Here is a 26,586-nt window from a genome sequence, read left to right on the forward strand (position 1 = left end):
CTGTGCCTAGCGGTCTTCTTCAGGCGGCCAGAGGCACGGAAAGCCTCGCTCGTCACGGTAGGTGGGCCGGCCGTCGTCCATGACGAGGGGCTGGGGCAGTGCGGCGACGTACTCGAGGCGGATGCCGTGCAGATAGTGCTTGTCGGTGAACCAAAGGAGCGTTTTGCCGTCGGGACCGTCCCGGGCTATCCCGTCAGAGTCGACGCCGTGTTCGTGGAGTTCGCGCAGGCGCCCGTCCGGATCGGGGTAATCCATGAATCCGAGGTGGTGGATGCCCTCTCCTTGTGCTGAGGAGTGGGTTCCCTCGCCGCAGAACTCCATGAGCTCGATGAACGGAGGTCCTTCGCGTGAGAAGCAGATCCGGGCGTCGTGGAAGTGGGGCTCGGGATGGGAACGGTCCTCGTAGAAGTCCGTGCGATAGCGGGCCACTTCGCTGAAGGTGTATCCGGTGCCGAGGGACCATCGTTCGATGGCGTCCTCCAGGTCGCCGACCAGCACCCCCACATGGTGGATGAGTGGGGCGTCCACAGGAACCACCTCCTGTCGTCGTGCGGTACTTCTGGTCATCGGGGCGAGAGCACGCTCGTTGTGCCTGGCTCGCTCTTGGCGAGGGGTGGCCCGAGCGGGCGGTGGCGCCGTGTCCGGTGCCACAGGTGCGCGAGGTCTCGTCGTGCTGGTCGTACGGGTGGGCAGGAGCGGGGGCGAGGTGGCGGTGGCACAGGACGGTCCGGTGCAGGTTCGTGCGCCGGCCAGGGCGGGACGGTGCCCATCAGAGTTTCCCCACCATCTGCGAGGCCAGCTCGATCTCCTTGTCGGTGAGGTCCTCGACGAAGACGGTGCTGCCTATGCCGGTGAGGAGTGCGAGATGCTGCGCGCCGCCGCGATGGCGCACGGTGTCCGCGAACGCCGTCTTGAGGAGGTCGGCATCGCCGAACATCTCATGGGTGGGGCGGAGCCCGAGGCTATGGATGCAGTTGACGATGCGGTCGAAGTCGGACTGCGGCAGCAGTTGCCGGTTGAGGGCGAGTGTGGCGCAGAAGAGGGACCCCATGGCGACGGCCTCGCCGTGGTAGAGCACGGGCAGAGACCGCATCTCGACCACCGGGGAGAAGGTGTGCCCGTAGTCGACGATGCGGAGCAGGTTCTTTTCCCAGAGGTTTTTCTCCAGTTCTTCGGCCATGCCGGTGATGGCCCGGTGCATGACTTCGTGTCCGGGTTTGCGGTCATGGGTGAGGGGGCCTGTGTCCTGGAGGCGTTCTTGGACGAGGACGGGCCCGAACTCTTCGAGCAACCGGAACAGTTCAGGGTCCTTGATGAGGGCCATCTTGAGGACTTCCCCCATGCCGCTGCGGACCTGGCGTTCGGGAAGGGTGGCGATGAAGGCCCGGTCGATGAGGGTCAGGGGAGAGGGGTGGAAGGTGCCCAGCCGGTTGCGGTAGCCCTCGAAGTTGACGCCGTTCTTCGCCGAGACGCTGCCGTCGATCTGGCCGAGGAGGGTGGTGGGTACGCGGACGTAGGGGATGCCGCGCCGGTAGAGCGCGGCGGCCATGCCGACGACGTCCTGGACGACTCCACCGCCCATTGCGATGGGGGGCGTTCCCGATCGTTCGGTGCCGAGTTCGTTGAGGCGGCTGGCGATCCGCAACACGTTCTCGATGGTCTTCTGTTCGTCGCCGGCGGGGACGGTCATGTAACTCATCGGCGTGCTGGTGGAGTGAAAATAGTCGCGAATCCGGGAGCCGAACAGGTCGTCGACGACTTCATCGAGGACGGTGAGCCGTTGGGCCCGGGTCTCATCGCCGCCCGGGAGCTGCCGGAGCCTGGGGTTCTGAGGGTCGAGAAGCCCCGTGGTCTCCACGACCTCGAACCTGACGTCCTGGGACGCGCGAAGAACCCAATGGCTTATGTCTTTCATCGTCTGTCCTCTGGTGTTGCGCTCGATCCCCCGCGGCTCTCGCACACACAGTTCACGCCACTTCTCGCGGGTGCTACGCGCGCGGGGCGGCGCACGGGCGGTGACTTCGTATCGGTCGTGGGAGGGGGCAGCTGGTGGGCGTGTCTTCGGCGTGGGATGGCCGCCGGGCGAGGACACCTCAGCGGCGCATGCGATGAGGGTTGTTCTCGTCGGAGCCGTGGTTGAAGGCGGCTGCCTCAAACGCACTCGGTCCCCGAGCGGTGCGGACCAGCGTGAAAGTCTGCCCGACATCTATTAATTTACTGTCATCCATTAAGGCTACGACGGCACGGCCGGGCACGCAGGCCGCGCGTGCGGGGCCTGCGTCCACGGCGTCCAGCAGCAGGACGAGCCGGGTGACTTCATGCAGGTTTCCGCTGGTCAGCGAGGCGGTGAGTGAAGTGCCGTGGCGGCTTCGGTACGTGCTGGCCGGGGACCTCGAATTGCGGCGTCGCCGCACCGGTCAGACGATAAACCCAGTGGACAGAGCGTCGGCGGCGGGGAGCTCGACGCATGGGGTGCGGGTGGCCGGTACCCGGGATTTTTCGATCCCAGCGGAAATGCGCGATGTCGTCGGACGCGCATGGATATCCAAGGAACACCGACATGAGCTCAGTGGATCTGGCAGCGTTGCGTGAAATACGTTCGCAGGTGGGCGACCTCTTGGAGAAAGGGATCATTCCGTTCTGGGACGAGCGGGCAACGGACCAGAGCGAGGGAGGATACCTTACGGACTTCGGCGCGGACGGCCGTTGCCAAAATACCGCTCATGATAAATATTTGGTGACGCAGGCGCGCATGGTATGGGCTTTTTCCATGTTTGCTGAACATGTAGGAAGCGGTAGCCTGGGCGACCGTCTGCGGGATGCGGCACGGCAGGGTGTGGGGTTCCTCCGGGAAAACTTCTGGGATCCTGTCCATGGCGGCTGGCGGTGGAGCACCAGGCGGGATGGGTCTCCACTGGATTCCGCGAAAATTATGTACGGGCAGACGTTCGCCATCTACGGGCTTTCGGCTTTCTCCGGCGTGACGGGGGACGAGCAGGCTCTGGCGTGGGCCGAGGAGACGTTCGACTTGTTCCAGGTGGCCGCAAGCGACCTCGTGCACGGCGGGTACGTCGAGAATTTCTCCGAGGACTGGCGGCCCGAGGGAACGGTCAAGACCCTCGACACGCACCTGCACCTGATGGAGGCCTACACAGCTCTGGCCAACGTCTCCGGTTCGCACATCCACCGGCGTCGCCTGCAGGAGGTCGTGACGCTGATCTGCACGCACCTGGTTGACCCGGTGAGTGGCGCCGGGCGCAATCAGACGGCGGCCGATTTCACCCCTCAGCCGCCGGTTCCTGTGGCGCGCACCTGGAACGTCGAGCGAGCAGACGGCCAGGTCGCAGCTACCGACACTACGTCATATGGACACAATCTTGAACTCATATGGCTGTTGGGGAAAGCTGGGGAGGTGCTGGGGTCTCCGATTGCGCCGGAGCTGCGGGCAAAGCTCGGTGACCACGCCCTGCGGTACGGGGTTGACTGGCAATACGGTGGCGTTTTCCGCGAAGGCCCTCACAGCGGGACTGCGACCGACCAGGATAAAGAGTGGTGGGAACAGGCGGAGGCGCTGGTCGGTCTCCTGGATCTATATGAGCTGACCGGTGATCGGGAAGCTCTTTCTGCCTTTGTGAGTGTCTGGAATTTCTGTCTTCAGTACTTGATCGACCGAGACACGGGCGAGTGGCGGACCAGGGTGAACCGGACCGGAATGCCATTGGACAGTACGCTGGGGAGCGTATGGAAGGGTCCCTACCATAGCGGCAGGTCGGCCTTGGAAACGCTTGCGCGTCTGGACCGCATCATCGAAACATGGGAATCGACTTCATCAACCGGTGAATCCTGAACATTGACTGCTGGCCCACCGGGAGTTTGGGTTTTCCTGGCACCCAGTCAATGGGAGAATGTCGCGTTACCAGTCGGCCCATTCCGCGGTGGCGAATTCGACAGACGTGTACTGGCGCTGCCCGCATCCGAATGATGAACCAGCCCAGGTCCGACGGGAGTTCCAGCGCGGCGCGGCGCCACAAGGCCATGTCGAGGGCGTCGAGGGCGTCGAGGGCGTCGAGGAGGCGCTTGGCCTGTTTTGGCTTCTCGCAGTTCAGCGTTGGGCCTTCTTGGCCGTGGGTTTCAGCCACACATGACACGGCGGCAACCCTGTGTTGGGCACTTGCCCGACCCTGCCAGAATCGAGGTCCTGGCCAGACGCGAGGGCTCCGAGTAGCCCATCGCGTAGGAAAGCTGCGCCGCACAGCGCAGGGTCGCGCGGAACACTGCGTCGTGCCCCGGCAGGCTCCGGTTCGGGTGAACCGGGACGCTGATCGCGGCCACCACACCGGCCGTGAAGTCCCGTACGGGCGCGGCCATACCGCCCAGCCCGTTGTGGAACTCGCCGTCGAGCTGGGCGTATCCGGCACTGCGGATCCGTCGCAGGTCCTCCAACAGCGCCTCGGCACTGGGCATGCCCTGCACGGCTGGCGTATGGGCGAACGCGGTGCGCGCGGTCATTTCCTCCCACTCACTCATCAGCAGGCGCCCGGCAGCGGTATGCAGGGCCGGAGCGGTCACTCCTTGCTTGCCCGCGCCACGGCTGTGGTGCGAGGCGGGCTCCGCCAACAGGACCGCGATGTTGTAACCACGCAGTGCGCAGAGGTAAGCGGGTCGTCCCACCGAGGTGGCCAGGCGCTCCATGCAGGGCCTGGCAGAGTGCACCAGATGACTTTCCCTGGTGGCGGCAGCCAGGTCGAACAGGCGCCAGCCGCACCGGTAGGCCAAGGTATCGGGGTCGCGCTCGACCAGCCCCGCCTCGAGCATGCCCGCCAGCGCGCGGGAAACCTGACTCTTCTGCCGCTGGCACAGCTGCGCAATGCGGCTGACACCCAGGCCGGACCCGCGGACCGCCTCCTGGCTGCTCAAGACATCCAGCAGATCCAGGTCCCGGCACAATCCGGAGGCCATCCGTCCGGTCATAACCAAACTCGCTTTCCGGTCCGTCACCATGGCGATGGCGGACCCGCCATCGTCGGGAACCGCGCGTCGGTCGGACGGCGCCGGTCCCGCTTCTCGCCCACTCAGTGGATCTGCCAGCGCCGGTCATGTCCACGACGCAGACGTGTCGTGGACTGGATTGCCTGGCCGGCCCACGTGGCAGGGGATGCCTTACACAGGGGCCTGTCGTGAGGGGCCGCGCTCACAGTTGCTGTCACTGCTCCGCTGATGGCCACAATGTGTACGGCCGTTTTCCGGCGCCTCCCGGATCCACCTCGTTACTGCCAAACGTAGGTGGTCAGGCGCTTCTTCTCCGGGGCCGGTCAGGCGACAGCCGGGGTGGTTCGGAAGGGGGCCGATCGGGGGACGGCCCATTCCCCCGGCCGGTGTGCGACACCGGGCGACCACGAACAGCGCCGTGCCCTGGAGATCAGAACGAGGCCTTGCTGATTTGCCGCCCGCTCGGATTCCATTTCGGAGGCCGCGCACCCAGCGAGACTGCGCCTGACGAGAGGAGGAAGATCGGCAGGCTCGCAGGACGTCAGGGTTCCTGCGGGGCCTTCGCCAAGTGCGCGGCTGGTCCAAACGGTAAAAGGTGCCTGCTCGAGCGAGCAATGCGCGTTGCTCGTGGCGCACCAGACCTCACAGATACGGTGACCTGCGGGAAACGGGCCGTGATGGCGGCCTCGATGTGGGACCGGGCGATGCCGGCCCGGCGGGCTGTGCCCCCCCCACGGCGGCGGACGCCCGCGGCCCAGTACGACCGTCGCAGCGCCGCTGGGGACCGGCCCACAGCCGCTCGACGTCACCGAACTCGCCGCTGCGGCTTGACGGCATAGCAACGTGAGGTGTCCGCCTTCAACCTTGGACCGCCGTAGATCAGCCCCGAGGGAAACCCCGTCGATCACCACGTTCCACGATCGATTGAAGAACGGCTTCTGAGGTCAGGCGGCGCTTCCGCCGCTGCGCGGGCGGGGAAAGCGGACCGAGGTCAGTTCTTCCGATAGCTCCCACAACCGACGTGCGCGTATGTCGTCGCGTGCTTGCGGGCTCAGTTGAGCCGGTGCAGGGTGTCCGCGGGTCTCTCCGCGTCGGTCGGGCCCGGTGTAACTTCCGCCCGGTAGCGACTGTGTAGCGGCATACAGCGTCGGCAGAGCACCCATCCTGTCGGACTGGGCCAGGAATCGGTTAGTGATCGCCAAGACCACGCGCTGTACGGCGCTCCCGGAACGGCCTTGCAGGTTTGTGGCAGCGTAGCCGGGGTGGGCTGCGTGTGCCGTCACCGGGGAGCCAGCCGCCGTAAGCCGTCGTTGCAGCTCACGTGTGAACAGCAGGTTGGCAAGCTTGGACTGCTGGTAAGCGCGCCAGGGGCTGTAGGAGTTGCTGAAGTTGATGTCGTCGAAGTGGATGTCCACTCCTGGCCTGCGGTGGGCGTTCGACGCCACCGTGACGACTCTGTCGGTGATGTGCGGAAGCAAGAGGTTGGTCAGCGCGAACGGGCCAAGGTGATTGGTGCCGAACTGCATCTCGAAACCGTCGACCGTGCGTGCCTCCGGGATGGCCATCACTCCGGCGTTGTTTACAAGGATGTCGAGCGGGCCGTTCCATTCGGCCGCGAACCTGCGCACTGAAGACAGATCCGCCAGATCAAGGTGCCTGACTTCGGTACTCCCGTCGAGGGTGGCCGCGACACTCGAACCCCGCGCCAGATCCCGAACGGCCAGGACGACGTGTGCGCCGGCGTGTGCCAACTCGCGCGCCGTAACCGTGCCGAGCCCGCTGCTGGCACCTGTCACCACGATCGTCCGGCCGGTCAGGGACGGGAGGTCGGCGACCGCCCAACGCTTCTCTCGTGTGGTCATGAGGCCGAAGTATCCAGTGGAAACGCTGTGAGGGCAGTTTCGAGCCGCCGATCGTCAAGAAGTGGCAGCGTCGGCTGACAGGTTGGACGAGATGGTCCCGAAACGGTTACCTCTGCGCTGGCGGTCTCTACTCGGCGGGGCGGCGAGGCCGTGGCACTCGGACAGCCTGTACGGAGGTTCCAATTGCAGCGAACATCAACGCCCGCTTGTCTGCGAGCCGCAGGCTGGTGGTGACATAGACGATCCTGCGGGTTCGCATGCACACAACTGTGTAGAGTCGGCCTATCCGCTGCACCTTATATGCATCGCCCATAGCAACCTCGGTTTCTTCGCCGCGGAAGGTATTGGAAGGGCACAGTAAAGGGAGCCCCCATAGAGAGACATTCCTGTTGCTGTGGATGCACCAGGTGGGTTGCAGACTGAGCAACAATGGTTGGATCACGCAGCCACGGTTCCTACGATTTCCCCTGACGAAGCGCTCGGGGGGCGTCGTGCCTACGACCTGTCCGGGGTGGATCGGATCTGAGCGGGGCGTAGTTGGAGCGGAACATGGTGACTGTGGCGGATGTGCTCGACTTGGGCACGGGCTATGCGGTTGGCGCCAGGGTAGTTGATGCGAGTGTTGTCTCGTAGGCGATGAGGCTGAGCTGTCAGAGACTGGGGTGGTCGGCAAGAGCGCCCGGGGCTCCGCTGGGCGGTGGCCAGGGCGTCGGTGACGAGGTCGGGGTGCATGTGGTCAGCGATCTCCCGGCCGGGCAGGCGCCGGGAGGCGAGGTCGATGACCGTGCCCCTTGATGACCTGCCGGTCCTGGATGAGGGCCGTCCAGTCGAGGCCCTCGGTATGAGCGGAGCGGGCAACTTCCCGTCCTGGTCGGGGAGTTCATGGCGGTTTATCACCCTGCCATGACCCACCATCCGGTGATCTTTGAAGACGGACGGACCCCGGCTGCGCCTCGCCGGCCGACTCCATTGCCGCTGAAGCTGGTCGGCGTCCGGAGTCCGGAGTCCGGCGTCCGGCCTCCGGCCTCCGGCGTACGACGGCTGATGCTCCGCTCGGCCGTATAGCAGTGCCGGCCGGTGAGCCGTCGGTGTCACCGTAGCGGCCTAAATGCTTTCCGACCGTTTCCCATTTGAGACTCCAGATAGGTAGGTGTCTGTTTTTGTCTCCCTGTTCCTCCAGCCTCAAGCGCCCGCAAGGACGCCAGGTCCACCCCGGACGGTGACTGTGAAGCGTCCACATAGCAAGCCCCTGCAAACGGAAGCTGAGTTCCTACTGTGTCCTGACGCAGCTGTCCCCAGCGGGCGGCTGCCTTCGCAACGGGGATGGCCTGGTTCCGTGGCTCCACCGGGTTCCGAACTGTTTGTGCAGTCAGCAAAAGATTGGCTGTTCTCTCTGGGGCCCGGCAGATGGCGGTACGTTCCAATGCTGCACCGCGTGCCCGTGCTGCTTGCCCGAATGGTGCGGTTCCACCTGGAGGCTGGGATGGCCAGTGCCACTCTGAACGGCCGCACAACCCGCGAGAACCTCGAGCACCTGAAACTGCGGGAGATCGATGTCGAGGGATTCATCGACTTCAGCGAGCAGGAGTACAGCCACCTACAGGCCCTGGCACTGCAAGTTCTCGCGGTCGAAGCCGAGCTGCAACGTATGTGCAAGCGAGGCCGCCGGTCAAAAGTCCGGGGACAAGAATAGAGCCGGCGCTCGCCTGCAGATCACTCGGGTTAGCGACCTCCCGCATTTCGATCATGTGGGCTGCCCGGCCAGGAACGGCATGCGAAGGGCTCCAGGCCCAGCGCACGCTTCCCGTCCGAGTGGGTCGGAGGAGCCGGACAGTCGGGCCCTGCACCGCTGCACTCCTCATAAGGAGGACTGCAGTCCGCGTTCCCATAAGTCACAAGGAGGACGGCAACCCGCACTTCCCCGGTACTGATCGTTGCGGCAGCGGTGAACCGCTCGAGTTCTCAGCCGGTGTCCGGTTCTGGCCTGGCTGGTGACCATCATGGTTTCGCCTGCTGCAACAAATCACCACTCCCGACGGGCATCCGTTAGTTTGGAGACACGAATCCGCGGACGAGGTGCCTGATGGAAGACGAAAACCCTATCGCTCGCTCACCCGGCCATGTGCCCCCCGGGGGGAGAAGTTTCGTCGGCCGTAATCGCGAATTGCAGCAGCTCTCCCGCATCGCTGATGAGGTGGCGGCGGGCACACCATGGCTGGCCTGGGTCAAAGGTGACCCCGGCATCGGCAAGACGACTTTGATTCGGCACTGGTTGGCCTCTATGCCGAATTTCGTTGTACTGACCGCACGCGGTGACGCTGCGGAGACCGAGCTGCCCTACGAAATCATCATCGGCATGCTTCGTCACGCCGACCGCGAGATTCTCAAGCACCTACCGCTCCTTTCCGAGGGGCTGCGGGCCGAGCCTGCGGCCTACGCGGTGGGGGCGCAGCTGCTGCTCCTGCTGGGCGAACTGCAGGAAAGGGGCCCGGTTGCCCTGGTCATCGATGACATCCAATGGGCTGATCAGCCGTCCATGCGGGCCCTGAGTTTCCTGGCCCGGCGACTGGTGGCGGACCGTGTTCTTCTCGTGCTGATCTCACGAAGCGGCCGGGACTCGCCGACCGCGTCCCTGCGACGGATGGCCGAGGACATCGATCACTTCACGGAACTCACCCTGGAGGGGCTGTCGCCGGTGGAGATCGGCGCCCTGGCGAAAGCCTTCGGGGTAGACGTGGTGCAGGGTGAGGCATTGGCCCGCCTGCACAGTCAAACACAGGGGCACCCCCTGTACGCTCGTTCGCTGCTCACCGAGCTCTCCGATGACGTGGCACAGGCGCGGTCGGGGGTGCCGCCGTCCTTGGCCGCGGTGACGCGCGACCAGCTGAACAGCCTTCCCGAGGACAGCCGACGTCTCATCGAGGCGTTGGCCGTCCTGGACTGCCGGATCCCGCTCGTACGAGCCGCTCAAGTGGCCCAGGTGGACGACGTCGAGGTCGCTCTTGAACCGGCCCTGGCCAAAGGCCTCGTGGAATGGTGGCCGCTTGAGGCGGATTGCCCGGTCGCGATCACCCACGTCCTGCAGCGTGACACCATCTACGCCAGCATTGCACCCCAGGGCAGGCGGGAACTGCATACGGCGGCGGCGGCCGTCGTAGATCCGAACAGCGCTTGGGCTCATCGGGTCGCGGCAGCCAGCCGTGTCGACCCGGAGCTGGCAGACGAACTGCAGGCCCAGGCCGCTTCGGAAGCAGCACACAGTGAGTGGATCCTGGCTGCCAATCACCTGCTGTGGGCTGCCCAGCTGTCCGACTCACGGCATGCATACGAACAGCAACTGCTCACCGCTTGCTTGTATTCGCTCTCCACCCTCAGCACGTCGTGGGCCGCGCGGCGGCAGCGTGAGATCGACGCTTGCGGCGAGGGCCGACTGCGTGACTGTGTGCTGGGCGTCATGTCCGTCATCCGGGGTGATGCGGCAGGGGCCGAGAAGCTACTCAACAGAGCCCTTGACCCCCCGACGGAATCGGAACCCGTCTCGGATCTCGCTTCCCTGGACTGGATCGAGGCTCATGCGGCAGCGTTCCTCTCCTATGCCTATGTACTGGAGAATCGAGGCAAGGACTGTGTGGCCGCAGCAAGCCGGGCGCTGTCGTTCAATCAACTGAGCGGGAGCATGGCCGACTCCATCCGCTACATCCTGGCGTGCGGTCACGCACTGACCGATGGTCCTCGAGCGTGCCTGGACCACCTGACCTACATGCCGGCGGCCAGCCAGGACGTGCCGCTCGATCACACAGAAGTTCTGACCTATCGCGGCATGGCCAACGCGATGGCCGGGGAACTTGCTCAGGCGAACCATGACCTGTCCACCGTCATCGCCCGTGGAAAGACAGGGGCCAAGCTGCGCTGGGGTATGTGGTCTTACTACATTCTGCCGCTCGTGCAGTACATGAGCGGCGAGTGGGACGACGCGGCCATGATCGCCGAGCGGGGCCTGTCCATCGCTACCGACTCCGCTCTCGAGAGAGGATTGGAAGTCGCGGCCAGCCGTGCCGCGGCATGCTACGCCTCAGCGGGACGAGGCGACTGGACCACGGCGAACGCCCATCTCGAAGCAGCACAGCGCAAGACGCGTTCCAGCGGTACGGCACTGGACATCTTCTATACCTCGATGGCCGAGGCGTTCATGGCCCAGGCTGCTGATGACCCGTCCCGCATCCTTGTCGCACTGGAACCGATGCGTCACCCTGCCGGTGATCAGGAGCGACGAGGATATTCCCGCTGGCTGTGCTGGTGGGGTCCGCTCCTGGCCGAAGCATTGATCGCAACCGGCGAGTTGGAGGAGGCCCGTCAACTCCTTGCCCAGCTCGAATCACTCGGTGACAAGAAGCCATGCCTTCAGCTGCCGCTCGCACGCGCGCACGGGTCCCTCGCCGAGATCAGTGGGGACCGCCTTGGCGCCATCGCTCTGTACCGGAAAGGAGTGGATATTCCGATCACTCCTGATGAGGCGCCGCTCCAACGGGCCCTGATCCAGCAGGCTCTGGGAGGGGCCCTGCGTGCCGATGGGCAGCGCCGTGAGGCCGCCGTGTGGTTGCGTGAGGCGCTCGACCGGTTCAATGCCCTGCGCGCAGCGCCCTACGCCAGTCGTTGTGAAGCTGTTCTGGGACCCATCACCCAGCCTCTTGCCGCCAAGCGGCAGGAGGGTCTGCTGGAATTGACAGAACGCGAACGGGACATCGCCGTGCTGGTGGGCCGCGGCTTGACGAACAACGAGATCGCCAGCGAACTCCTCATCAGCCCCAAAACGGTGGAGTATCACCTTGGGCACATTTATGCCAGGCACGGCCTCACGGGGCGGCGCCAGCTGGGGAGCCAGATGCGGCAGAGCGCCGTTGTGAGTAGCAACGGGCAGCAATGACCGTCCAAGTACCGCCACCGCCGCGCACGTCCCTCTGGGCGCGCGCGGCGGTGGGGGAGCGCTTGGCAGAGGCCATTTTCTTGCAGTAAGTGCAAGTTCCGCTGCGCGCCAGGAAGGTTCGTGGGGCGGTGGGGCCGGCACCTCTGGCCGGCGTCCCCGGGTCCGACGTGCCCCGGCCGCCCGTGCTCAGTTCCGCAGCGTCTCCGGGTCGACTCCCAGGTCAGCCGCAACCGGCCTGCCTGATCGTCGCTTGATCTGTCCGATGCCTGCTGGGAGTTGAGACCAGCCCGGGGGCGCACGTCCCCTGCGCTCACACACTGCGTAGTGCAGTCAGGAGTCTCGTCGTCCGGGGCCGGAGGCCGGCATGGCGGTGATGAGGTCTGCATCGGGGGCTACCGCGAGGAAGACTGCTGGTGAGCCGTCAGGCCAAGGGACGTGCTCCAAAGTGGCGCGCATCGGCAGATCCACGAGCAGTCGCCCTAGGCCACCGATGGAGACGGCCCAGTGGTCTGCGTCGGTGGGGGGACGGGCGGACTCTCGGTGGGCGGTGCGCCGGGATTGGGCAGTGGCAGCGCCTGGTGGCCGCTGGCCTTCCTGCAGGAGGCGGCCGCCATGAGCTATGAGCTGCTCTCGGAGCGTGGAGTGGGGATGCGTGCTGGGGACCATGACATGCACCGTCGTGTCGCCGTAGGGCGGCGGTGCCGGCTCGTTCAGGAGAAGGGCGGCCAGGTCGAGGGCGATCTGGTCGTCGAAGGCGCGGGTGACGACGCTTACCCCGAACGGTCCGCCGTCGGCCTCTCCGGCCGGCACGGCCAGGGCAGCCATGTCCAGGACATTGACGAAGTTGGTGTACTTGCCCAGGTGGCGATTGGTGCCCAAGGGGTCGTGGCGAACGGCGGCGATGCTGGGGTGCTCGGGGGCTGTGGGCAGCAGCAGGGCATCGTGGCCGCTGAGCGCGGCGGCAGCGATCGCCTTGCTTTCCTCTACGGCTGCCTGGTGGCTGACCAACTGGTGAGCGGCGATGTGGCCGGCGTCGAGGATGATGGTGGCCACGGATGGGTCGACGTCATCGCGGTGTCGGGAGATGAACTCGCCGACGGCGGCGTAGCGCTCGGCGACGAGGGCACCGTCGTAGAGGAGCTTCGCCGCCTCAAGGAAGGGGCTTGCGTCGATCACCGTGGTCTGTACGCCTGCGGCGTTGAATGTCTCCACGGCGGCGTCGAATGCCGAGCGCGCCGCGGCCGACAAGGGGGAAAGGTCCCCATCCCGGGGAACGGCGAGGCGGGCGGGCTGCGGAGCGGCGAGCCGGACGAGGTCGGGCCAGGCGCGGCTGCCCGGATCGTGCGCATCGGGTCCCGCCATCACAGAGAGAGCGCGCTGACCGAGGGCGAGCGTGCGGGTAAGGACCGTCACGCAGTCGTAGGAGCGGGATGCGGGGACCACCCCGGTGAGGGGGAGGAGTCCTCGGGTGGGCTTGAAACCGATGATGCGGTTGAAGGCCGCCGGTACCCGTCCGGAGCCTGCGGTGTCCGTGCCGATGCCGATGTCGGCCAACTCCAATGCCACGGCTACGGCGGATCCTGCGCTGGATCCTCCCGCCACCTTCGCCGGGTCCCAGGCGCTGCGCACGGCTCCGTACGGGCTGCGGATTCCGACCAGGCCGGTGGCGAACTGATCGAGATTCGTCTTGCCCAGTACCAGAGCGCCGGCATCGATCAACCGCTGTATGACGGGAGCCGTGGCGGAGGGGACGTAGGCGAAGGGCGGACAGCCTGCGGTGGTGGGCAGCCCTGCCACGTCGATGTTGTCCTTCACCGCCAGCAGGCAGCCGGCCAACGGCAGGCTCTCGCCTTGTCGGGAGCGTCGGTCGACTACGCGTGCTTCGGCCAGCACGGCGTGAGAGGGCCGAAGGGTGATCCAGACTTCCGGGCGCCCGCAGGTGTCGATCCGCCGCTGAGCCGCCAGGACCCGCTCTTGGGCTGAGCCGGATGAGGTGGGCATGGGTGTATCGCCTCCTCACCGTCGTCCGAGAACCATGAGGGGTGCCCCTGCACCGACCTGTTGGCCGGGGCGGGCCATGACACGGTTGACGGTGCCGTCCGTGGGGGCCCGGATGTCCATTTCCATCTTCATGACTTCCAAGGTCATCAACAGCTGCCCAGCTGTTACGGGTGTGCCGCGCTCCGCGTGGACCTGCCAGACGCTTGCGGTCAATGGTGCGGTGATCAACGCTCCCCCTTGGGGAACCTGTACGTCCTGCGGCGTGGCATCGGCCTCCGGTTCCTCGTAGGTGATGGCTCCACTGGCCTGCCATGCCTGGCGTTCGGCGTTGTAGGCGGCTTCCTGCCGTTGCCGAGCGACGGCGATGGACTGGGCGTTCGCGGCCAGGAATTCCTGGTGGTGGCTCATGTCGAACATCCCCGCACGAATGTCCAAGCTGCGATGGCCGGCCTCCAGGTCGGAGCGGATGTCCAGCAATTCCTCGGCACTTACCGGGTGCCACACGATGCGATCGAACATGCGCAGCAGCCAGGGTGTACCGGGTTCGAAGTAGGGCATTTCGCGCAACCCGCTCCAGATGGATGCGGTACGGCCGATCAGTTGGTATCCGCCTGGGCTTTCCATGCCGTAGATACACAGGTAGGCACCACCGATGCCGACCGCTGCCTCGGGCGTCCAGGTGCGTGCCGGGTTGTACTTGGTGGTCACCAGACGATGCCGAGGATCGACCGGGGTGGCACAGGGCGCCCCCAGATAGACATCTCCCAGTCCCAGCACCAGGTACTGGGCGGCGTGCACGATCGACCGCACCTCCTCCATGCTGTCCAGGCCGTTGATGCGCCGGATGAAATCGATGTTGGAAGGTGTCCAGGCGGCTTCGGCCCGCACCGTGGCCGAGTAACGCGAGATGGCCTTGCGGATGCTGGGGTCGTCCCATGACAGGGGAAGGTGAACTTCCCTGCTGGGTACGGTGATGCAGGAGGTCTTCGGCAAGAGGGACTCGGCTTCGTGCAGGACGCTCAGCAGGGTTCTCAGCGGCAGGACGTCCGGATCGAAGTGCAGATGCAGCGAACGGACTCCAGGGGTGAGGTCGATCAACCCCCGGGGCCGGACGGTACGGAGATGCTCCTGCAACGCATGCACACGGATGCGCAGGGCGAAGTCCAGAGCCATGGGCCCGTATTCCACGAGAACGTTGTCCTCCGCGCACCGGCGGTACACCACGGGGGTGCCGTCGGCGGCCTCGCCGCGCGCCAGGACTCCCTCCTCGGAGATCGCTTTGGTGGCAGCTGGGAGCACTGTGGTGGGCATGGTGGGCAGCCCGCGAGATGATGCTGCGCACAGGCGATCCGTGGTGCCTTCAACGGGTCGGAAGCGCACCGTGTCGCCGGGCCGCAGCTGCCCGACCTTCCAGCGCTCTGCCCTGACCACCGTCATGGGACAGGCGAAGCCGCCGAGACTGGGGCCGTCGGGGCCGAGAATGATGGCCGTGTCACCTGTGAAGTTGACCCCGCCGATGGAGTACGGCGTGTCATGGACGTTGGAGGGGTGCAACCCTGCCTCGCCACCGTCGGGGCGGGACCAGCGCGGCCGGGGACCGGTCAGACGCACACCATTCCGGGCGGACTGCCCGTGAACGCTCCACTCCCCGCCGTAGAGTTCCCTCATTCCGCGTGGGGTCACGAAGGTCGGCGCGGCATGCGGGCCTTCACAGACCGCGATGTCCCAGTGATGGGTGAATGTGGGAGCCGGGTCGGCCTGCCCTGACGGATGCGTCGGTGCCTGCCCAGGGTGGGCCCGCAATACGTCGCCGTTGCGCAATGCCCGCCCTGCATGCCCGCCGAACCCGCCGAGCGTGAACGTCGCAGCGCTCCCTAGGTACTCCGGCACCTGCAACCCGCCGCGCACCAGCACATAGGTGCGCAAACCGGTTTCCATCGGTGCCCCCACCTCCAGTTGCGAGCCGGCCTTGAGGTCGAGTGGCTCCCACTGCGGCGCCGGCTGCCCGTCGAGCGTCACCTGCGCCGGAGCCCCGGTCACGCAGACGGTAGCCGGGGCGCTGAAATGCAGAGCAGGGCCTTCCCAGGTGCACTCCAGGCCCGGCGCTCCTTCGGGATTGCCCAGCGCGATGTTGCCCGCCCGGAACGACAGATCATCCATCGGTCCGCTCGGCGGGATTCCGACTTCCCAGTACCCGGTGCGCCCCGGCCAGTCCTGGACTGTCGTCATGGTCCCTGCCCGTACGACATCGATCCGCGGGCGAAGGTCTTGAATGCGGGAAAGCGTTGTGGTGCTCGGTGGTCCGCTGAGAACCTCCTCGCAGCCGCAGGCCTGCAGCAGCAATCCGAGGTTCGTCTCCACCCCCTCGATCCGAGTGCGTTCCAGAGCCTTGCGCAGTGCGCTGAAGGCCTGCCGACGATCTCGCCCCAATGCAATGATCTTGGCCAGCAGAGGGTCGTACTCGCATGAGACTTCCTGGCCCGTCTCGACCCATCCGTCGACGCGTACGTCGGTGGGCAGTTGTACGAGGGTGAGGAGTCCCTCGCTGGGGAGAAATCCTCGAGTCGGGTCTTCGGCGTACAACCGCGCCTGGACTGCATGCCCTTGCACGGTTGGCCCGGAGGAACCGATTTCCGCCAGCAGCCCACGCTCCCCACGAGCCAATCGCAGCATGAGAGCGGCCAGGTCAAGGCCCGTCACCAGCTCGGTGACCGGGTGTTCCACCTGCAGTCGGGGATTCCCCTCCAGGAACCATGCCTCGGCGGTGTCAAGGTCGTACAGAAACTCGACGGTTCCGGCGGACCGGTACGCGATGCTTTCGCACACGCGGCGCGCCCAGGAGTGGAGCCGGCCGCGGACGGCGTCGGTCAGGTAGGGGGCCGGTGCTTCTTCCAAGACCTTTTGATGTCGGCGCTGAAGACTGCAATCCCGAGTGCCGAGAACCGCAACCTCCCCGGTCCCGTCACCGAACACCTGGACTTCAATATGGCGGGCCCGCTGAACGAGCCGCTCGAGGAATACGCCACCACCGCCGAAATTGACCTCGGCTTGCCGGCGGACGTGCTCCCACGCTGCGGACAACTCGTCGGGACCGGCACAGGCCTGAATGCCGATCCCGCCCCCGCCGTGAGCCGCTTTGACCATGAGCGGGTACCCCAGTTCCCCGGCGGCGGACAATGCCGATTGTGCGTCAGGGAGCACCTCGGTGGCGGGCAGCACCGGAACGCCGACCGCTTGAGCGGTTCGGCGGGCGATGTCCTTGCTGCCGAAGATCTCCAGGTGAGCAGGGCGTGGCCCGACGAAGACCGTGCCCGCCGATTCGACGGCGGAGGCGAAGGCGGTGTTTTCCGACAGAAACCCGTACCCCGGATGGACAGCCCCGGCCCCGCCGGCCTGGACCGCGCTCAGGATGCGCTCGATCGACAAATAGCTCTGGGCCGGAGGTGCCGGACCGATGCGTATCGCGCGATCCGCCATCCGCACGTGCGGGGCAGAACGATCGGCGTCGGAGTACACGGCGACCGTGCGCAGCCCGAGGGCTTGCGCACTGGAAATGATCCGACAGGCTATCTCCCCGCGGTTCGCGATGAGAACGGTGTCGAACATAAAGATCCCTCAACACTGACGACCGTGCCGGACAGCGGAGCAGCCGCATACCGCCGGGTTACATGGGCACCGCACGAATCCCCTGACGCTGTCGGTCCTTTTTCCCGTGACCGCCAGAGGGAGTGGACAAAGATGGACCGGCGTCGAGCTGCATGAAGGGTCGAAGGCGGCACGCCGAAACGGTGACGGGGTACATGCTTCGCCCTTCGCGAGGGGCCCGACGGACGTCTCCGCGGGAGGAGATCCCGTTTCAACCATTTTACCCTCTTATTCCGGTTGGTCCTCTCGCGAAGAACATGGAGCACACGGCGGCTCGGGAGTGGTGAACAATCCTGTCGGGGTGCAACTGACGATCACCGACATAATTCCTCGTGCGACCGTGGCTTTTGTCAGTCCGGAGCCTCCCCGGACTGTGCGCCCTCTGCGATGGCCTCCTCCAGCGTGCGGGGAGTCACCGCGTCGCCGACCTTGGTGATAGTGGGGGACCCCTGGACGTGCGATCGCAGACAGCTATGCGGCGTTCGCGCCGGGGCGAACACCACAGCGCCGAGATGAGTCGGCAGCGGCCGGTCTTCCCCGGAGACCGTGTGGCGCAAAGCCGATCGCGTCTCTGCATTACCAACTACGAACGCTCGATGCAGGAGAACGTTCACGCCGAGCTGTTCCAGCAGCAGCTGGTACGCGACCTGTTCGCGATGGTGCAGGCCACGCCCGACCGCACCGGCCTCTGTAGCAAGGGTCACCGCATGCCCGTGACTTGCCAGCACGACAGCGGCATCCAGCGCCGACCATTCCCCCTCGTGATCGACCACGAGAACAGCTGCGGAAAGCGGCGCCGGCCGCATGATGGCGGTCCAGGCATCCAGAACGACCAGACCGTCGGCCGTCACTGCGGCAGAACGCCACAGATACGCGCCCGTAGCAATGATCACTCGGTCATAGCCGACGACGTCCTGGGCCCGGACAAGCGTATTCATACGTACCTCGATGGCGCCACGGCGCAGTTCCGCCATGGCCCGGCGCAGCCACGACCACCACAGTTCTCTGTGCGGCATCGAGCGGGCCGCCACAGCCAACTGTCCACCCAGGTACCCGGTTGCCTCGGCCAGAACGACGCGGCACCCGGCGCGGGCTGCCACCGTTGCCGCCGCCACCCCTGCGGGGCCGCCTCCTACGACCAGGACTCGCTCGCGAGTCCTCCCTCCACCTGGGGGAGGGAACCCGGCGCGCTGACGACCGTGTGCGGACGACGAACCGGTCACCGCGCGACGTCGATCCACGACGGGGGGCCTCAGCCCGCAACGGCAAGGGTCGGACCGACCTGCCTCCCCGGCCGAGGCGCTCACCACGGGCATTGCGTCCATACGCTTCTGCCGCGCCAACAGGTCTCTGCCCGCACGCAAGTCACTGACGGTCAGCCCCAGCATCTCCGACACCAACCGCACGTCGGCAGCATCCGCCCGGTCGAGCCCTGCCAGTGTGGCGGCGGTTCGCGCCCGCTCAGCGGGGCTGCACACCGATCCGCGCAGAAGGCCGTTGTCCAGCAGGGGAGGCGCGAGCCCCGGATGGCGAGGGCGAGGAAGGCCTTCTGGATTCATCTGCAGCAACTCCTCATCAAGGGCGCCGAGGGTTCTACGTCCACGGTGCATGTGCGCAGTGCCACCTACGGCATCCCGGCGCTCTCGGTGGCAGAGCGAGGCCAGGGCACGGTCGTAGGACCGCCTGGCGCGTCGGGAATGGCATCAGGAACGGCAGACCGAGCGACGACGGCGCGGACCGTCTTTCCGCCCTCCGGGCCGACGAAGCCGTACAGCTCCCGAGCCAGCCGAGCCACAATGCCGAGCCCGTATCCACTGCACTGGAGCTCGTCCTCGACGCAGCACTCGCACACTGCGCCATCAGCAGAAGGGAAATGCGGCAGCATCGGGTTGGTGTCCCAGACTTCTACCGCAACTCCTCCTTCCACAGTTTCCAGGTACATCCGGCAGGGGCCCGGTGCATGGCGTCCGGCGTTCGTGACCAATTCCGAGACCACCAGGGCCAGGTCGTCCTCTGCGTTCTCGGAGCATCCGGCACTCTTGGCGAACCGGTGCGAGACCTCACGCGCCCGCCCGGCCATTTCCCGACCGGTCAGTCGTACCTGAACTTTCATCGCTCCTACAATCGCGGCAACCATTTGACATCATCTCCCACGAGCGCTGCCGGCTCGGTGGTCAGGACGGCTTCCACAGCTGCACGTCCAGCGACCGATCGGTAGACGCATCGGTGATAGGGATCAAGGAGCCGTCCCCCCTCGGCGGTCAGAAATGCCCCGGCAAATCGGAGCACTGGCCACGCCTCGTGATGTGCTTCGGTGAGGCGCCCGGAGGGAAGATGGCCTGCTTCCAGTAGGCGCCCAGATCTGCCCGCTGACTTCGGGGCTCCTCCCTAGTCCTGACTCGGAAAAGCCCTAAAGGATGCCGCTCAGCCCTTCACGGCAGCGATTCCCCAGCCGCGGAGAAGCTCCCAGCGACACCCTTTGAGGGGAGCCGGAACCAGCCCACGAGACAAGCGGCACCCACCCTGCGCTCGTATGGCCACTGACCGTATCCGGCCGACTCCATGGCGAAGCCGAGTCGACCCTTGGCGCGGTGGCGTCCTGCCAGTGATGTACGCGTTCGACCCGATCCGGGGCGCCTGCTCCATCGTCGGGATGACGCCCGCACAAAGGACCGCCCCACACACACCAGCGAGCGTCAGTTCGCATGAACGCCGAAAGCAGACGTGGAGGGGGTTGTCCGCTGCGCTCGCCCCGCGGCGGAAGCCGTTCCCACCTGATCGACTCTCTCGCCACTGCGGGAGAGAGCGACGGGGTGTCGGCGGGCAGCTTCGACCGCCACTCCCGCCGTCGACCGGGACTCCGCCCCAGCTCAGCAGGCGCATTCGCTTTCCCGTCCCTGGCGACCTGCGCGTGAAACGGCCGGAAATATGAAGGGCAGTCAGCTCCAGCGTATGGGGAGACTGTCCAGCCTGCAGGAGCCCCATCGCTCGAGCGCGTCACGCGCGATGAGTGGTCTTGCCTTGGAACCCTGCCTGCAGCGATTCATGATCCAGCGTGTAGCGTCGCATCGGCCCTCTCGGTGCCGGGATCAACGGATGAGCCGGTGTAGCCGAGAGCGCGCGACAGCTGTGTTGCGCAGCGGAGTGTGAGCCTGCCGGCGGCATCGAGTTGACTGTGGAGACGGCTGCGGGGGGCACCGACGTTGATTGCGGCGACCAAACGTCCACGGAAATCGCGTACCGCTGCAGAGACGCCGACCAGGCCTTCTTCCAGCTCGCCGTCGACCTTTGCGTATCCCATCGTGCGGATCAGCGTTAGTTCACGGATCAGTGCGTCGACTGTACGCAGCGGCGGAATTGAGGGGGCCGGTTGCATCACTCCGTCGCTGAAGGACGTCCGTACGATGTCGTCTTCCCAGTCGGAGATAAGGACACGCCCTGCTGAAGTCTGCGTCACCGGCAAGGTGAGACCTTCCCACCCAAGGCTGCGAAAGGCGTGCGGAGAGGGTTCGGTAAGGAGGGTCATCACATTGTGTCCGCGCAGTACGCACAGATAAGCGGTCTCGCGGATCTGAGACACAAGCCGGCGCAGGAACGGGCTGGCCATATGCACCAAACGGCTCTCACCGGTGGCTGCTGCAAGAGCGTAAAGTCGCCAGCCGCACCGGTAGGCCAACGTCCCTGGGTCCCGGTCGACCAGGCCCTCCTCGCGCATGCCCGCGAGAGCACGTGACACTTGGCTCTTTTCACGCCCTGTCAGTTCCGATATGCGTGTAACGCTCAGTCCCGAGCCCCTGGTTGCCTCGGGGCTTCGAAGAACTTCCAGGATCTCCAGATCTCGGCGGAGACCGACGGCCGTGCGCCCTGCACTCACGTGATTCACCCCTTGGTTGCAACTCAGGCAACTGTCGTTATTGCAATCATATGTTGTGAGCTGTCCGGTTTCCAGGGTGTTGAGTCGATTTGGCGAGAGTCCCGCTGCTGCAGATGAGGTTGATCCGCCGCATAGGTCCAAAGAGAGGCGCAGAGTTGCAAATCGCGCAACTGAGATTGCGTCTTTGTGGAAAGACCTCTACCGTGGCGCAGTGCCTGAACCCGTCGTGTCGTCGACAGGCGGGTAGTTGACACGGCTACGGCAGGAGACGTGCGGACCAAGGTCTGCCTTTCGGTTCATCTTGCGGACCGGATGAGGTTGCCCACGAAGTGAAGTCCGGCGCGGCAGATAGTGGCGCCGGCCGCACCCGGATCTGCGCGGCCATCGTCGACCGGCTCACCTTCGGCGGGAACATCATCGTGACCGGCACCGACCCCTTCCGCCTCGCCCAGACCCGAGCCCGCAATGAGCGGAGCGACACCGGCTGACGACGACCCGTCTGCTGTGAGGATCACCGGTCAGCGGATCATCCTCCGATGAAGCTCACCGTTTCTGTCATGTCCGCTCGCCCGGTACGCAGCTGTGGCGCGCCTTCCTTCTCGAATCCCACCGAGACACCGCAGAACAGCACGAGTCCGTCATCAGCTCCGACTATGTGGCTGACGGTCTCGCGATACATCGTCCACATCACCTGCGGGCAGCTGTGCAACCCTTCCGCCCTCAACAACAGCATGACCGTCTGCAAGTACATCCCTGCGTCTGCCCACTGTCCGGGTCCCATCGTCCGGTCGAGGTAGCAGAACAGGACGACCGGCGCCCCGAACCCGTCCGAGTTCAAGGCGGCGATCTTCGTGGGTCGGGCGGGGTCATCGCGCTCGATTCCCAGCGCTGCGTACCGTTGGGTGGCCGCGGCGGCAAAGCGGTCCAGATAGCGTGAGGCCAGTTCGGCCGGGTACATCGGATACTCCCGCTCATCACCCGGGTCTCCCGCCAGCGCCCTGGCCGTCGCACGTCTCTTCAGCTCGGCCAAAGGCTCGCCGGTCACGACGTATACATGCCACGGCTGGAGGTTCCCACTCGACGGAGCCCGCGTCGCTGCTGCCAGCACCCGTTCGAGTACCTCTCTGGTTACCGGCTCATCGCTGAACGCCCGCACGGCCCTGCGACTGTCCACGGCTTCATACACATCCACGTCTTCTCGTCCTCTCACTCCATGGCGGGCAGCGAAGACACGAGGATGATCATCGCACCCGGCGAGCAGGCCGGGCGGAGCTTTGGTGCTGCCAAAACTGACCGACATTCCTCCGCCGGCCGATCACGGCGGCGTGTTGGTGGGCACGGACGATCGTGGAGTCGACCGCGATGACCCCGTACAGGTCTCTGCCGGCGTCCGCTTGGGCGAGGAGGGCAGTGAACACCCTCTCCCAAGTCCCGTCGATCGCCGACGGGACGACCGCCAACGGCTCCTCGCTCAGCGACGAGATCGTCCGGGAGGGCGCGAGGCGGATGCTCGCCGGCGCGCTGGAGGCCGAAGTCGGCGCCTATGTAGCCGAGTTGGCTGACGGGTAGGAGGACGCCCGCGGGCGGCAGCTTGTGGTCCGCAACGGCCACCACCAGCCCCGCTCGGCGCCCACCGCCGCCGGGGCCGTCGAGGTCAAGGCACCGCACACCTACAACGGCATCGCACGTCCGGCCACCGTAGGACGGCGGCGTCCTTCCGCACCCACGAGTGTGTGCGGGTGTGCTGAGGGGCGGTACGTCCGAGTCGCTGGCCATGCTCGTTGGCCCGGCCACGGGTGGGATGCTCCGCCCTGGGCGCGGCTCGTGACGGTCCAGTCGGAGGAGCGGGCGGTCAGCCTGAGCATCCTCCGATCGGGCGAGCGCGTCGCGGGGAAGGAACTGGTTCTCTTGTGTCAGCTGCCGCAGCGGCCGGCGCCGAATGGAAGGCAACCATCATGGGATACGCGGGCTCTTTTCCTCCATAGGCCAAGATCGCCCGTGCCATCATCCCCGGCGAGCGTAAGCGTCTCGAGGAGATCGCCGAGAAGTAGCGCGGCACGCCCTGAGCCAGCAGCAGCCGAGGCCGCTGTTCCAAGCGCCCGCACCATACGAGTACCTCCCGCAAGCTCGACCGAGACCCACCGTCAACAAACCCAGGGCGATCCGGTCCGACAAGCGCTCCCACCGACGACGACGTCATCGGTCCGGGCCTTGGCACTCCACCCCGACGACCAACATGAGCAGAGCCCCCGGTGTCGCTGGTGGAGCACACCCGCGACCAGCTCGACCATCACCGTACGGACGCCGCAGCGAACGAACAGAGGGGAACGAAAGGACTGACATGAATGCTGATCTGGCCATCGAGACGATCGGTCTGGTGAAGGTCTTCGGCGAGAACCGGGCCGTCGACGGCGTGGATCTCCGTGTGCCCGCCGGCACCGTCTACGGCCTCCTGGGCTCGAACGGCGCGGGCAAGACGACGACGGTGAAGGTGCTGGCCACCCTGCTCAGGCCGGACGGCGGCGAGGCGCGGGTCTTCGGCCGGGACGTTCTCACGGAGGCCGACGCCGTACGGAGCAGGGTCAGCCTCACCGGGCAGTACGCCTCGGTCGACGAGGACCTCACCGGCACCGAGAACCTGCTGTTGCTCGGCAGGCTGCTCGGCCACGGCAAGCCGGCCGCCCGGGAGCGGACCGGGCAGCTGCTGGAGGCGTTCGGGCTGTCCGACGCGGCCGACCGCCAGGTGAAGAACTACTCCGGCGGCATGCGACGCCGCATCGACATCGCCGCGTCCATAATCAACACCCCGGACCTGCTCTTCCTGGACGAGCCGACGACCGGCCTCGACCCGCGCAGCCGCAACCAGGTGTGGGATATCGTGCGGGCCGTCGTCGCTCAGGGCACGACGGTGCTGCTGACGACGCAGTACCTGGACGAGGCCGACCAACTGGCCTCGCGCATCGCGGTCATCGACCACGGGAGGGTGATCGCCGAGGGCACGAAGGGCGAGCTGAAGGCGGCCGTGGGCGCCGCCGCGGTCCATCTGCGGCTGCGTGAGCCGCAGCAGCGCCCGCAGGCGGAACGCGTGCTCGAGCTCGTCCTCGACGCGACGGTCCAGCTCGATACGGACCCCCTTGCCCTGACGGCCCGAGTCAACGGCCACGGCAGCGAGCTGGACGCTGCCGAGCAGGCCGCGCGGGCGCTCTCCGAACTGGCCAGGGCCGGTATCACCGTCGACAACTTCGCCCTGGGCCAGCGCAGCCTGGACGAGGTCTTCCTCACCCTCACCGACAAGAAGAAGGACGAGCAGACCGCGTGGAAGGAGACTGCCGCATGACTACCGTCGCCACCAAGGAGATTGACGACCACGCGTTCACCGCCCCGCGGGCCGAGGACCTGGCGGCCCTCCTCGTCGCCCGGGACCGCCCGCCGCGGCCCAGCGCACTGTCGGCGTCGATGACCTTCGGCTGGCGGGCCATGCGCAAGATCAGGCATGTGCCCGAGCAACTCTTCGACGTGACCGCGTTCCCAGCCATGATGGTGCTGATGTACGCGTACCTCTTCGGAGGAGCACTGGCCGGCTCGGTCCACGCGTACATCCAGTTCCTCCTGCCCGGCATCCTTGTGATGAGCGTCGTGATGATCACGATGTACACGGGCGTGGCGATCAACACCGACATCGACAAGGGCGTCTTCGACCGCTTCCGTACGCTGCCGATCTGGCGTCCCGCGCCTATGGTCGGCTATCTCCTCGGAGACATCGTGCGCTACATCATCGCCTCCGTGGTGATGCTCACGGTCGGCGTCGTCATCGGCTACCGCCCCGACGGCGGGGTGACCGGCATCCTGCTCGGTGTCGCGCTGCTGATGGTCTTCTCGTTCGCCTTCTCCTGGATCTGGACGATGGTCGGCCTGCTGTTGCGCACCGAGAAGTCGGTGATGAGCGTCAGCATGATGGTGATCTTCCCGCTGACCTTCCTGAGCAACGTCTTCGTCGACCCGCGGACGCTGCCGGGCTGGCTGCAGGCCTTCGTCAACAACAGTCCGGTCACCCATCTGGCCACGGCCGTACGTGAGTTGATGGCGGGCAACTGGCCGGTGGCGGACATCGGCTGGACGCTGGGCTGGTCGGCGCTGTTCGTGACGGTCTTCGGGACGGTGACGATGCGCCTCTACAACCGCAAGTAGGGGGCCGCCAGGCGGCGGATGTGGTCGGGTTCGGCCGGCACGATCCGCGGGGACGTCGGGCACCTGGACCAGATACGGGGCTGGTTCGGTCGGCCGCTGTGGGACATGGAGCCGGTCGATGCCGATGCCGATGCCGATTCGTACTTCACTGCCTGCGCCTGCGCCTGCAACCTCACCCGGCCGAGCGTGTGTGGGCGCACCTGAGGAAGGGGCAACCTGGCCCTGTCGGCTATCGATGATCTGTCAGAGCTGGTCCGCGCTCGCCTCGAAGGTGTAGTTCCGCACGGTGGAGCGAACGCGCGGCACAAGCAGGACCGACCGCCAGCGCCGCCACCGTGATCCGCCGGCACCCTTCGACCAGGCCAGCACCTCCACAAGAGAATGCCACGCGGGCGGCCGGCTGCAGAAACCCCGCGTACCCGTGGCAGATCGTTGGGCCGTTCAACCCCCACCCCCCTCCTCCCGAGCCAAAGTCACGTGCAGGACAGCGACCGCCCGCTCACGCCAGCCAGGTCCACTCGAGTCGTGCGCTCCGCAGCGCCGGCTGACCCGTCCGCCGTACGCCCGCGGCTGCACGACAGTTGGCTCGGCGAGCGTGCGGGTGATGGCGATCCGTCAGGCCCGAGATGAACGTGCGGGGCGGATCACGCGGCCGGCAGGTGCTTGGGCGGAGGCGCCGTCACGGGTCACGGCCCGGGGGCTTGCCGTTGGACGCCTCGTCGACGCCCCGGGACGGCTTCGAGCGCCTTTCATGGGCCACCGTAACCCGGGCTGCGCCCACTGGTACGTGATGATCCTGATCGTCGTGTCCCCTAGCAGGTCGACCTCGACCTGGTAGCGGACCGTGCCGTCGGGCCAGTTCTGCCGCGCCAGGACCGGCGCGTGGCGCCACTTCTCGCCCGGCATCACCCTGAGTGCCGGGCGGCCGACCACAATCCACCTCATGTCCATGACCAGAATTCACGCGGCGATCCAGGCTGAATGCTCATGGCGCAACTGTCAAAAGTCTTTACGCAGCAGGTCTTCTTCTGGTTTTAGCTGCCTTTTATGTCATTCTCATGCGCATCTCAGGGCGATTGGCACCTTCAAGTAGCACCGGAGAA

Annotated in this window: 17 protein-coding genes and 2 pseudogenes; 8 read left to right on the forward strand and 11 right to left on the reverse strand. The window is 66.1% G+C overall.

Annotation, left to right across the window (positions count from 1 at the left end):
• Positions 1-6: 6 nt before the first annotated feature.
• Both ACFVXA_RS09040 and ACFVXA_RS09045 read right to left on the reverse strand, forming a co-directional pair.
• The gene (locus ACFVXA_RS09040; protein ID WP_362025147.1) at positions 7-528 is read right to left on the reverse strand and encodes a VOC family protein; all 522 of its coding nucleotides are present in this window, start codon (positions 526-528) and stop codon (positions 7-9) included.
• Positions 529-769: 241 nt separating this feature from the next.
• On the reverse strand, positions 770-1,915 hold the full coding sequence (locus tag ACFVXA_RS09045; RefSeq protein ID WP_390024405.1) for a sedoheptulose 7-phosphate cyclase: 1,146 nt from the start codon (positions 1,913-1,915) through the stop codon (positions 770-772).
• A gap of 645 nt (positions 1,916-2,560) precedes the next feature.
• Here ACFVXA_RS09045 and ACFVXA_RS09050 point away from each other — a divergent pair.
• Together ACFVXA_RS09050 and ACFVXA_RS09055 are read left to right on the forward strand one after the other, a co-directional pair.
• Positions 2,561-3,847 (forward strand): AGE family epimerase/isomerase, encoded by a 1,287-nt coding sequence (locus ACFVXA_RS09050; protein WP_390024407.1) that lies wholly within the window; start codon positions 2,561-2,563, stop codon positions 3,845-3,847.
• A gap of 58 nt (positions 3,848-3,905) precedes the next feature.
• Positions 3,906-4,145: a hypothetical protein gene (locus ACFVXA_RS09055; RefSeq protein WP_390024409.1), complete on the forward strand. Its 240-nt coding sequence runs from the start codon at positions 3,906-3,908 to the stop codon at positions 4,143-4,145.
• Here the strand turns inward: ACFVXA_RS09055 and ACFVXA_RS09060 are convergent.
• Both ACFVXA_RS09060 and ACFVXA_RS09065 read right to left on the reverse strand, forming a co-directional pair.
• Complete coding sequence (locus tag ACFVXA_RS09060) at positions 4,132-4,971, reverse strand: IclR family transcriptional regulator C-terminal domain-containing protein (protein ID WP_362025139.1); 840 nt, start codon at positions 4,969-4,971, stop codon at positions 4,132-4,134. The two genes, ACFVXA_RS09055 and ACFVXA_RS09060, sit on opposite strands and share 14 nt — an antisense overlap.
• 962 nt (positions 4,972-5,933) lie before the next feature.
• Positions 5,934-6,851 carry an oxidoreductase gene (locus ACFVXA_RS09065; RefSeq protein ID WP_389472108.1) on the reverse strand — a complete coding sequence of 306 codons (918 nt, stop codon included), beginning with the start codon at positions 6,849-6,851 and terminating at the stop codon, positions 5,934-5,936.
• Positions 6,852-8,286: 1,435 nt separating this feature from the next.
• Between ACFVXA_RS09065 and ACFVXA_RS09070 the strand changes: the two genes are divergently transcribed.
• Both ACFVXA_RS09070 and ACFVXA_RS09075 read left to right on the forward strand, forming a co-directional pair.
• Positions 8,287-8,544 carry a hypothetical protein gene (locus ACFVXA_RS09070; RefSeq protein WP_383910829.1) on the forward strand — a complete coding sequence of 86 codons (258 nt, stop codon included), beginning with the start codon at positions 8,287-8,289 and terminating at the stop codon, positions 8,542-8,544.
• Positions 8,545-8,934: 390 nt separating this feature from the next.
• Positions 8,935-11,775, forward strand: coding sequence for an ATP-binding protein (locus ACFVXA_RS09075; protein WP_390024411.1), 2,841 nt, complete (start codon positions 8,935-8,937; stop codon positions 11,773-11,775).
• 330 nt (positions 11,776-12,105) lie between these two features.
• Here the strand turns inward: ACFVXA_RS09075 and ACFVXA_RS09080 are convergent, their stop codons facing one another.
• The 5 genes from ACFVXA_RS09080 to ACFVXA_RS09100 all read right to left on the reverse strand — a co-directional run bounded on the left by ACFVXA_RS09080 (position 12,106) and on the right by ACFVXA_RS09100 (position 21,304).
• Positions 12,106-13,776 (reverse strand): allophanate hydrolase, encoded by a 1,671-nt coding sequence (locus ACFVXA_RS09080; protein ID WP_390024413.1) that lies wholly within the window; start codon positions 13,774-13,776, stop codon positions 12,106-12,108.
• A gap of 15 nt (positions 13,777-13,791) precedes the next feature.
• Positions 13,792-17,382 carry an urea carboxylase gene (gene uca, locus ACFVXA_RS09085; protein WP_390024415.1) on the reverse strand — a complete coding sequence of 1,197 codons (3,591 nt, stop codon included), beginning with the start codon at positions 17,380-17,382 and terminating at the stop codon, positions 13,792-13,794.
• Between the two features lie 389 nt (positions 17,383-17,771).
• Positions 17,772-19,031, reverse strand: coding sequence for an FAD-dependent oxidoreductase (locus ACFVXA_RS09090; RefSeq protein ID WP_390024417.1), 1,260 nt, complete (start codon positions 19,029-19,031; stop codon positions 17,772-17,774).
• 14 nt (positions 19,032-19,045) lie between these two features.
• Complete coding sequence (locus ACFVXA_RS09095; protein ID WP_383910841.1) at positions 19,046-19,534, reverse strand: ATP-binding protein; 489 nt, start codon at positions 19,532-19,534, stop codon at positions 19,046-19,048.
• 930 nt (positions 19,535-20,464) lie between these two features.
• A complete protein-coding gene (locus tag ACFVXA_RS09100; RefSeq protein WP_390024419.1) occupies positions 20,465-21,304 on the reverse strand; it encodes an IclR family transcriptional regulator in 840 nt (279 codons plus the stop codon).
• Between the two features lie 359 nt (positions 21,305-21,663).
• Here ACFVXA_RS09100 and ACFVXA_RS09105 point away from each other — a divergent pair.
• Positions 21,664-21,783 (forward strand): annotated as a pseudogene (locus ACFVXA_RS09105) (AAA family ATPase); the annotation flags it as partial.
• A 38-nt stretch (positions 21,784-21,821) separates the two neighbouring features.
• Here the strand turns inward: ACFVXA_RS09105 and ACFVXA_RS09110 are convergent.
• Positions 21,822-22,487 (reverse strand): nitroreductase, encoded by a 666-nt coding sequence (locus ACFVXA_RS09110; RefSeq protein WP_383747413.1) that lies wholly within the window; start codon positions 22,485-22,487, stop codon positions 21,822-21,824.
• 127 nt (positions 22,488-22,614) lie between these two features.
• Positions 22,615-22,731, reverse strand: a pseudogene (locus tag ACFVXA_RS09115) (IS5/IS1182 family transposase); the annotation flags it as partial.
• Between ACFVXA_RS09115 and ACFVXA_RS09120 the strand changes: the two are divergent.
• The 3 genes from ACFVXA_RS09120 (at position 22,706) to ACFVXA_RS09130 (ending at position 25,483) form a co-directional block, all read left to right on the forward strand.
• The gene (locus tag ACFVXA_RS09120; protein ID WP_390024448.1) at positions 22,706-22,864 is read left to right on the forward strand and encodes a hypothetical protein; all 159 of its coding nucleotides are present in this window, start codon (positions 22,706-22,708) and stop codon (positions 22,862-22,864) included. The pseudogene ACFVXA_RS09115 and the gene ACFVXA_RS09120 sit on opposite strands and share 26 nt — an antisense overlap.
• 772 nt (positions 22,865-23,636) lie before the next feature.
• Positions 23,637-24,632 carry an ATP-binding cassette domain-containing protein gene (locus ACFVXA_RS09125; protein ID WP_383747409.1) on the forward strand — a complete coding sequence of 332 codons (996 nt, stop codon included), beginning with the start codon at positions 23,637-23,639 and terminating at the stop codon, positions 24,630-24,632.
• Complete coding sequence (locus tag ACFVXA_RS09130; RefSeq protein WP_389754483.1) at positions 24,629-25,483, forward strand: ABC transporter permease; 855 nt, start codon at positions 24,629-24,631, stop codon at positions 25,481-25,483. Before ACFVXA_RS09125 ends, ACFVXA_RS09130 begins: the two co-directional genes overlap by 4 nt.
• Positions 25,484-26,586: the final 1,103 nt, after the last annotated feature.

The sequence above is a fragment of the Streptomyces sp. NPDC058246 genome (assembly GCF_042881985.1).
Classification (GTDB): domain Bacteria; phylum Actinomycetota; class Actinomycetes; order Streptomycetales; family Streptomycetaceae; genus Streptomyces.

Coding starts and splice junctions, on each gene's coding strand:
- ACFVXA_RS09060 (WP_362025139.1), bottom strand. CDS start 4,971: ATGACCGGACGGATGGCCTCCGGATTGTGCCGGGACCTGGATCTGCTG.
- uca (WP_390024415.1), bottom strand. CDS start 17,382: ATGTTCGACACCGTTCTCATCGCGAACCGCGGGGAGATAGCCTGTCGG.
- ACFVXA_RS09045 (WP_390024405.1), bottom strand. CDS start 1,915: ATGAAAGACATAAGCCATTGGGTTCTTCGCGCGTCCCAGGACGTCAGG.
- ACFVXA_RS09055 (WP_390024409.1), top strand. CDS start 3,906: ATGTCGCGTTACCAGTCGGCCCATTCCGCGGTGGCGAATTCGACAGAC.
- ACFVXA_RS09065 (WP_389472108.1), bottom strand. CDS start 6,851: ATGACCACACGAGAGAAGCGTTGGGCGGTCGCCGACCTCCCGTCCCTG.
- ACFVXA_RS09130 (WP_389754483.1), top strand. CDS start 24,629: ATGACTACCGTCGCCACCAAGGAGATTGACGACCACGCGTTCACCGCC.
- ACFVXA_RS09125 (WP_383747409.1), top strand. CDS start 23,637: ATGAATGCTGATCTGGCCATCGAGACGATCGGTCTGGTGAAGGTCTTC.
- ACFVXA_RS09075 (WP_390024411.1), top strand. CDS start 8,935: ATGGAAGACGAAAACCCTATCGCTCGCTCACCCGGCCATGTGCCCCCC.
- ACFVXA_RS09095 (WP_383910841.1), bottom strand. CDS start 19,534: ATGAAAGTTCAGGTACGACTGACCGGTCGGGAAATGGCCGGGCGGGCG.
- ACFVXA_RS09080 (WP_390024413.1), bottom strand. CDS start 13,776: ATGCCCACCTCATCCGGCTCAGCCCAAGAGCGGGTCCTGGCGGCTCAG.
- ACFVXA_RS09090 (WP_390024417.1), bottom strand. CDS start 19,031: ATGCACCGTGGACGTAGAACCCTCGGCGCCCTTGATGAGGAGTTGCTG.
- ACFVXA_RS09050 (WP_390024407.1), top strand. CDS start 2,561: ATGAGCTCAGTGGATCTGGCAGCGTTGCGTGAAATACGTTCGCAGGTG.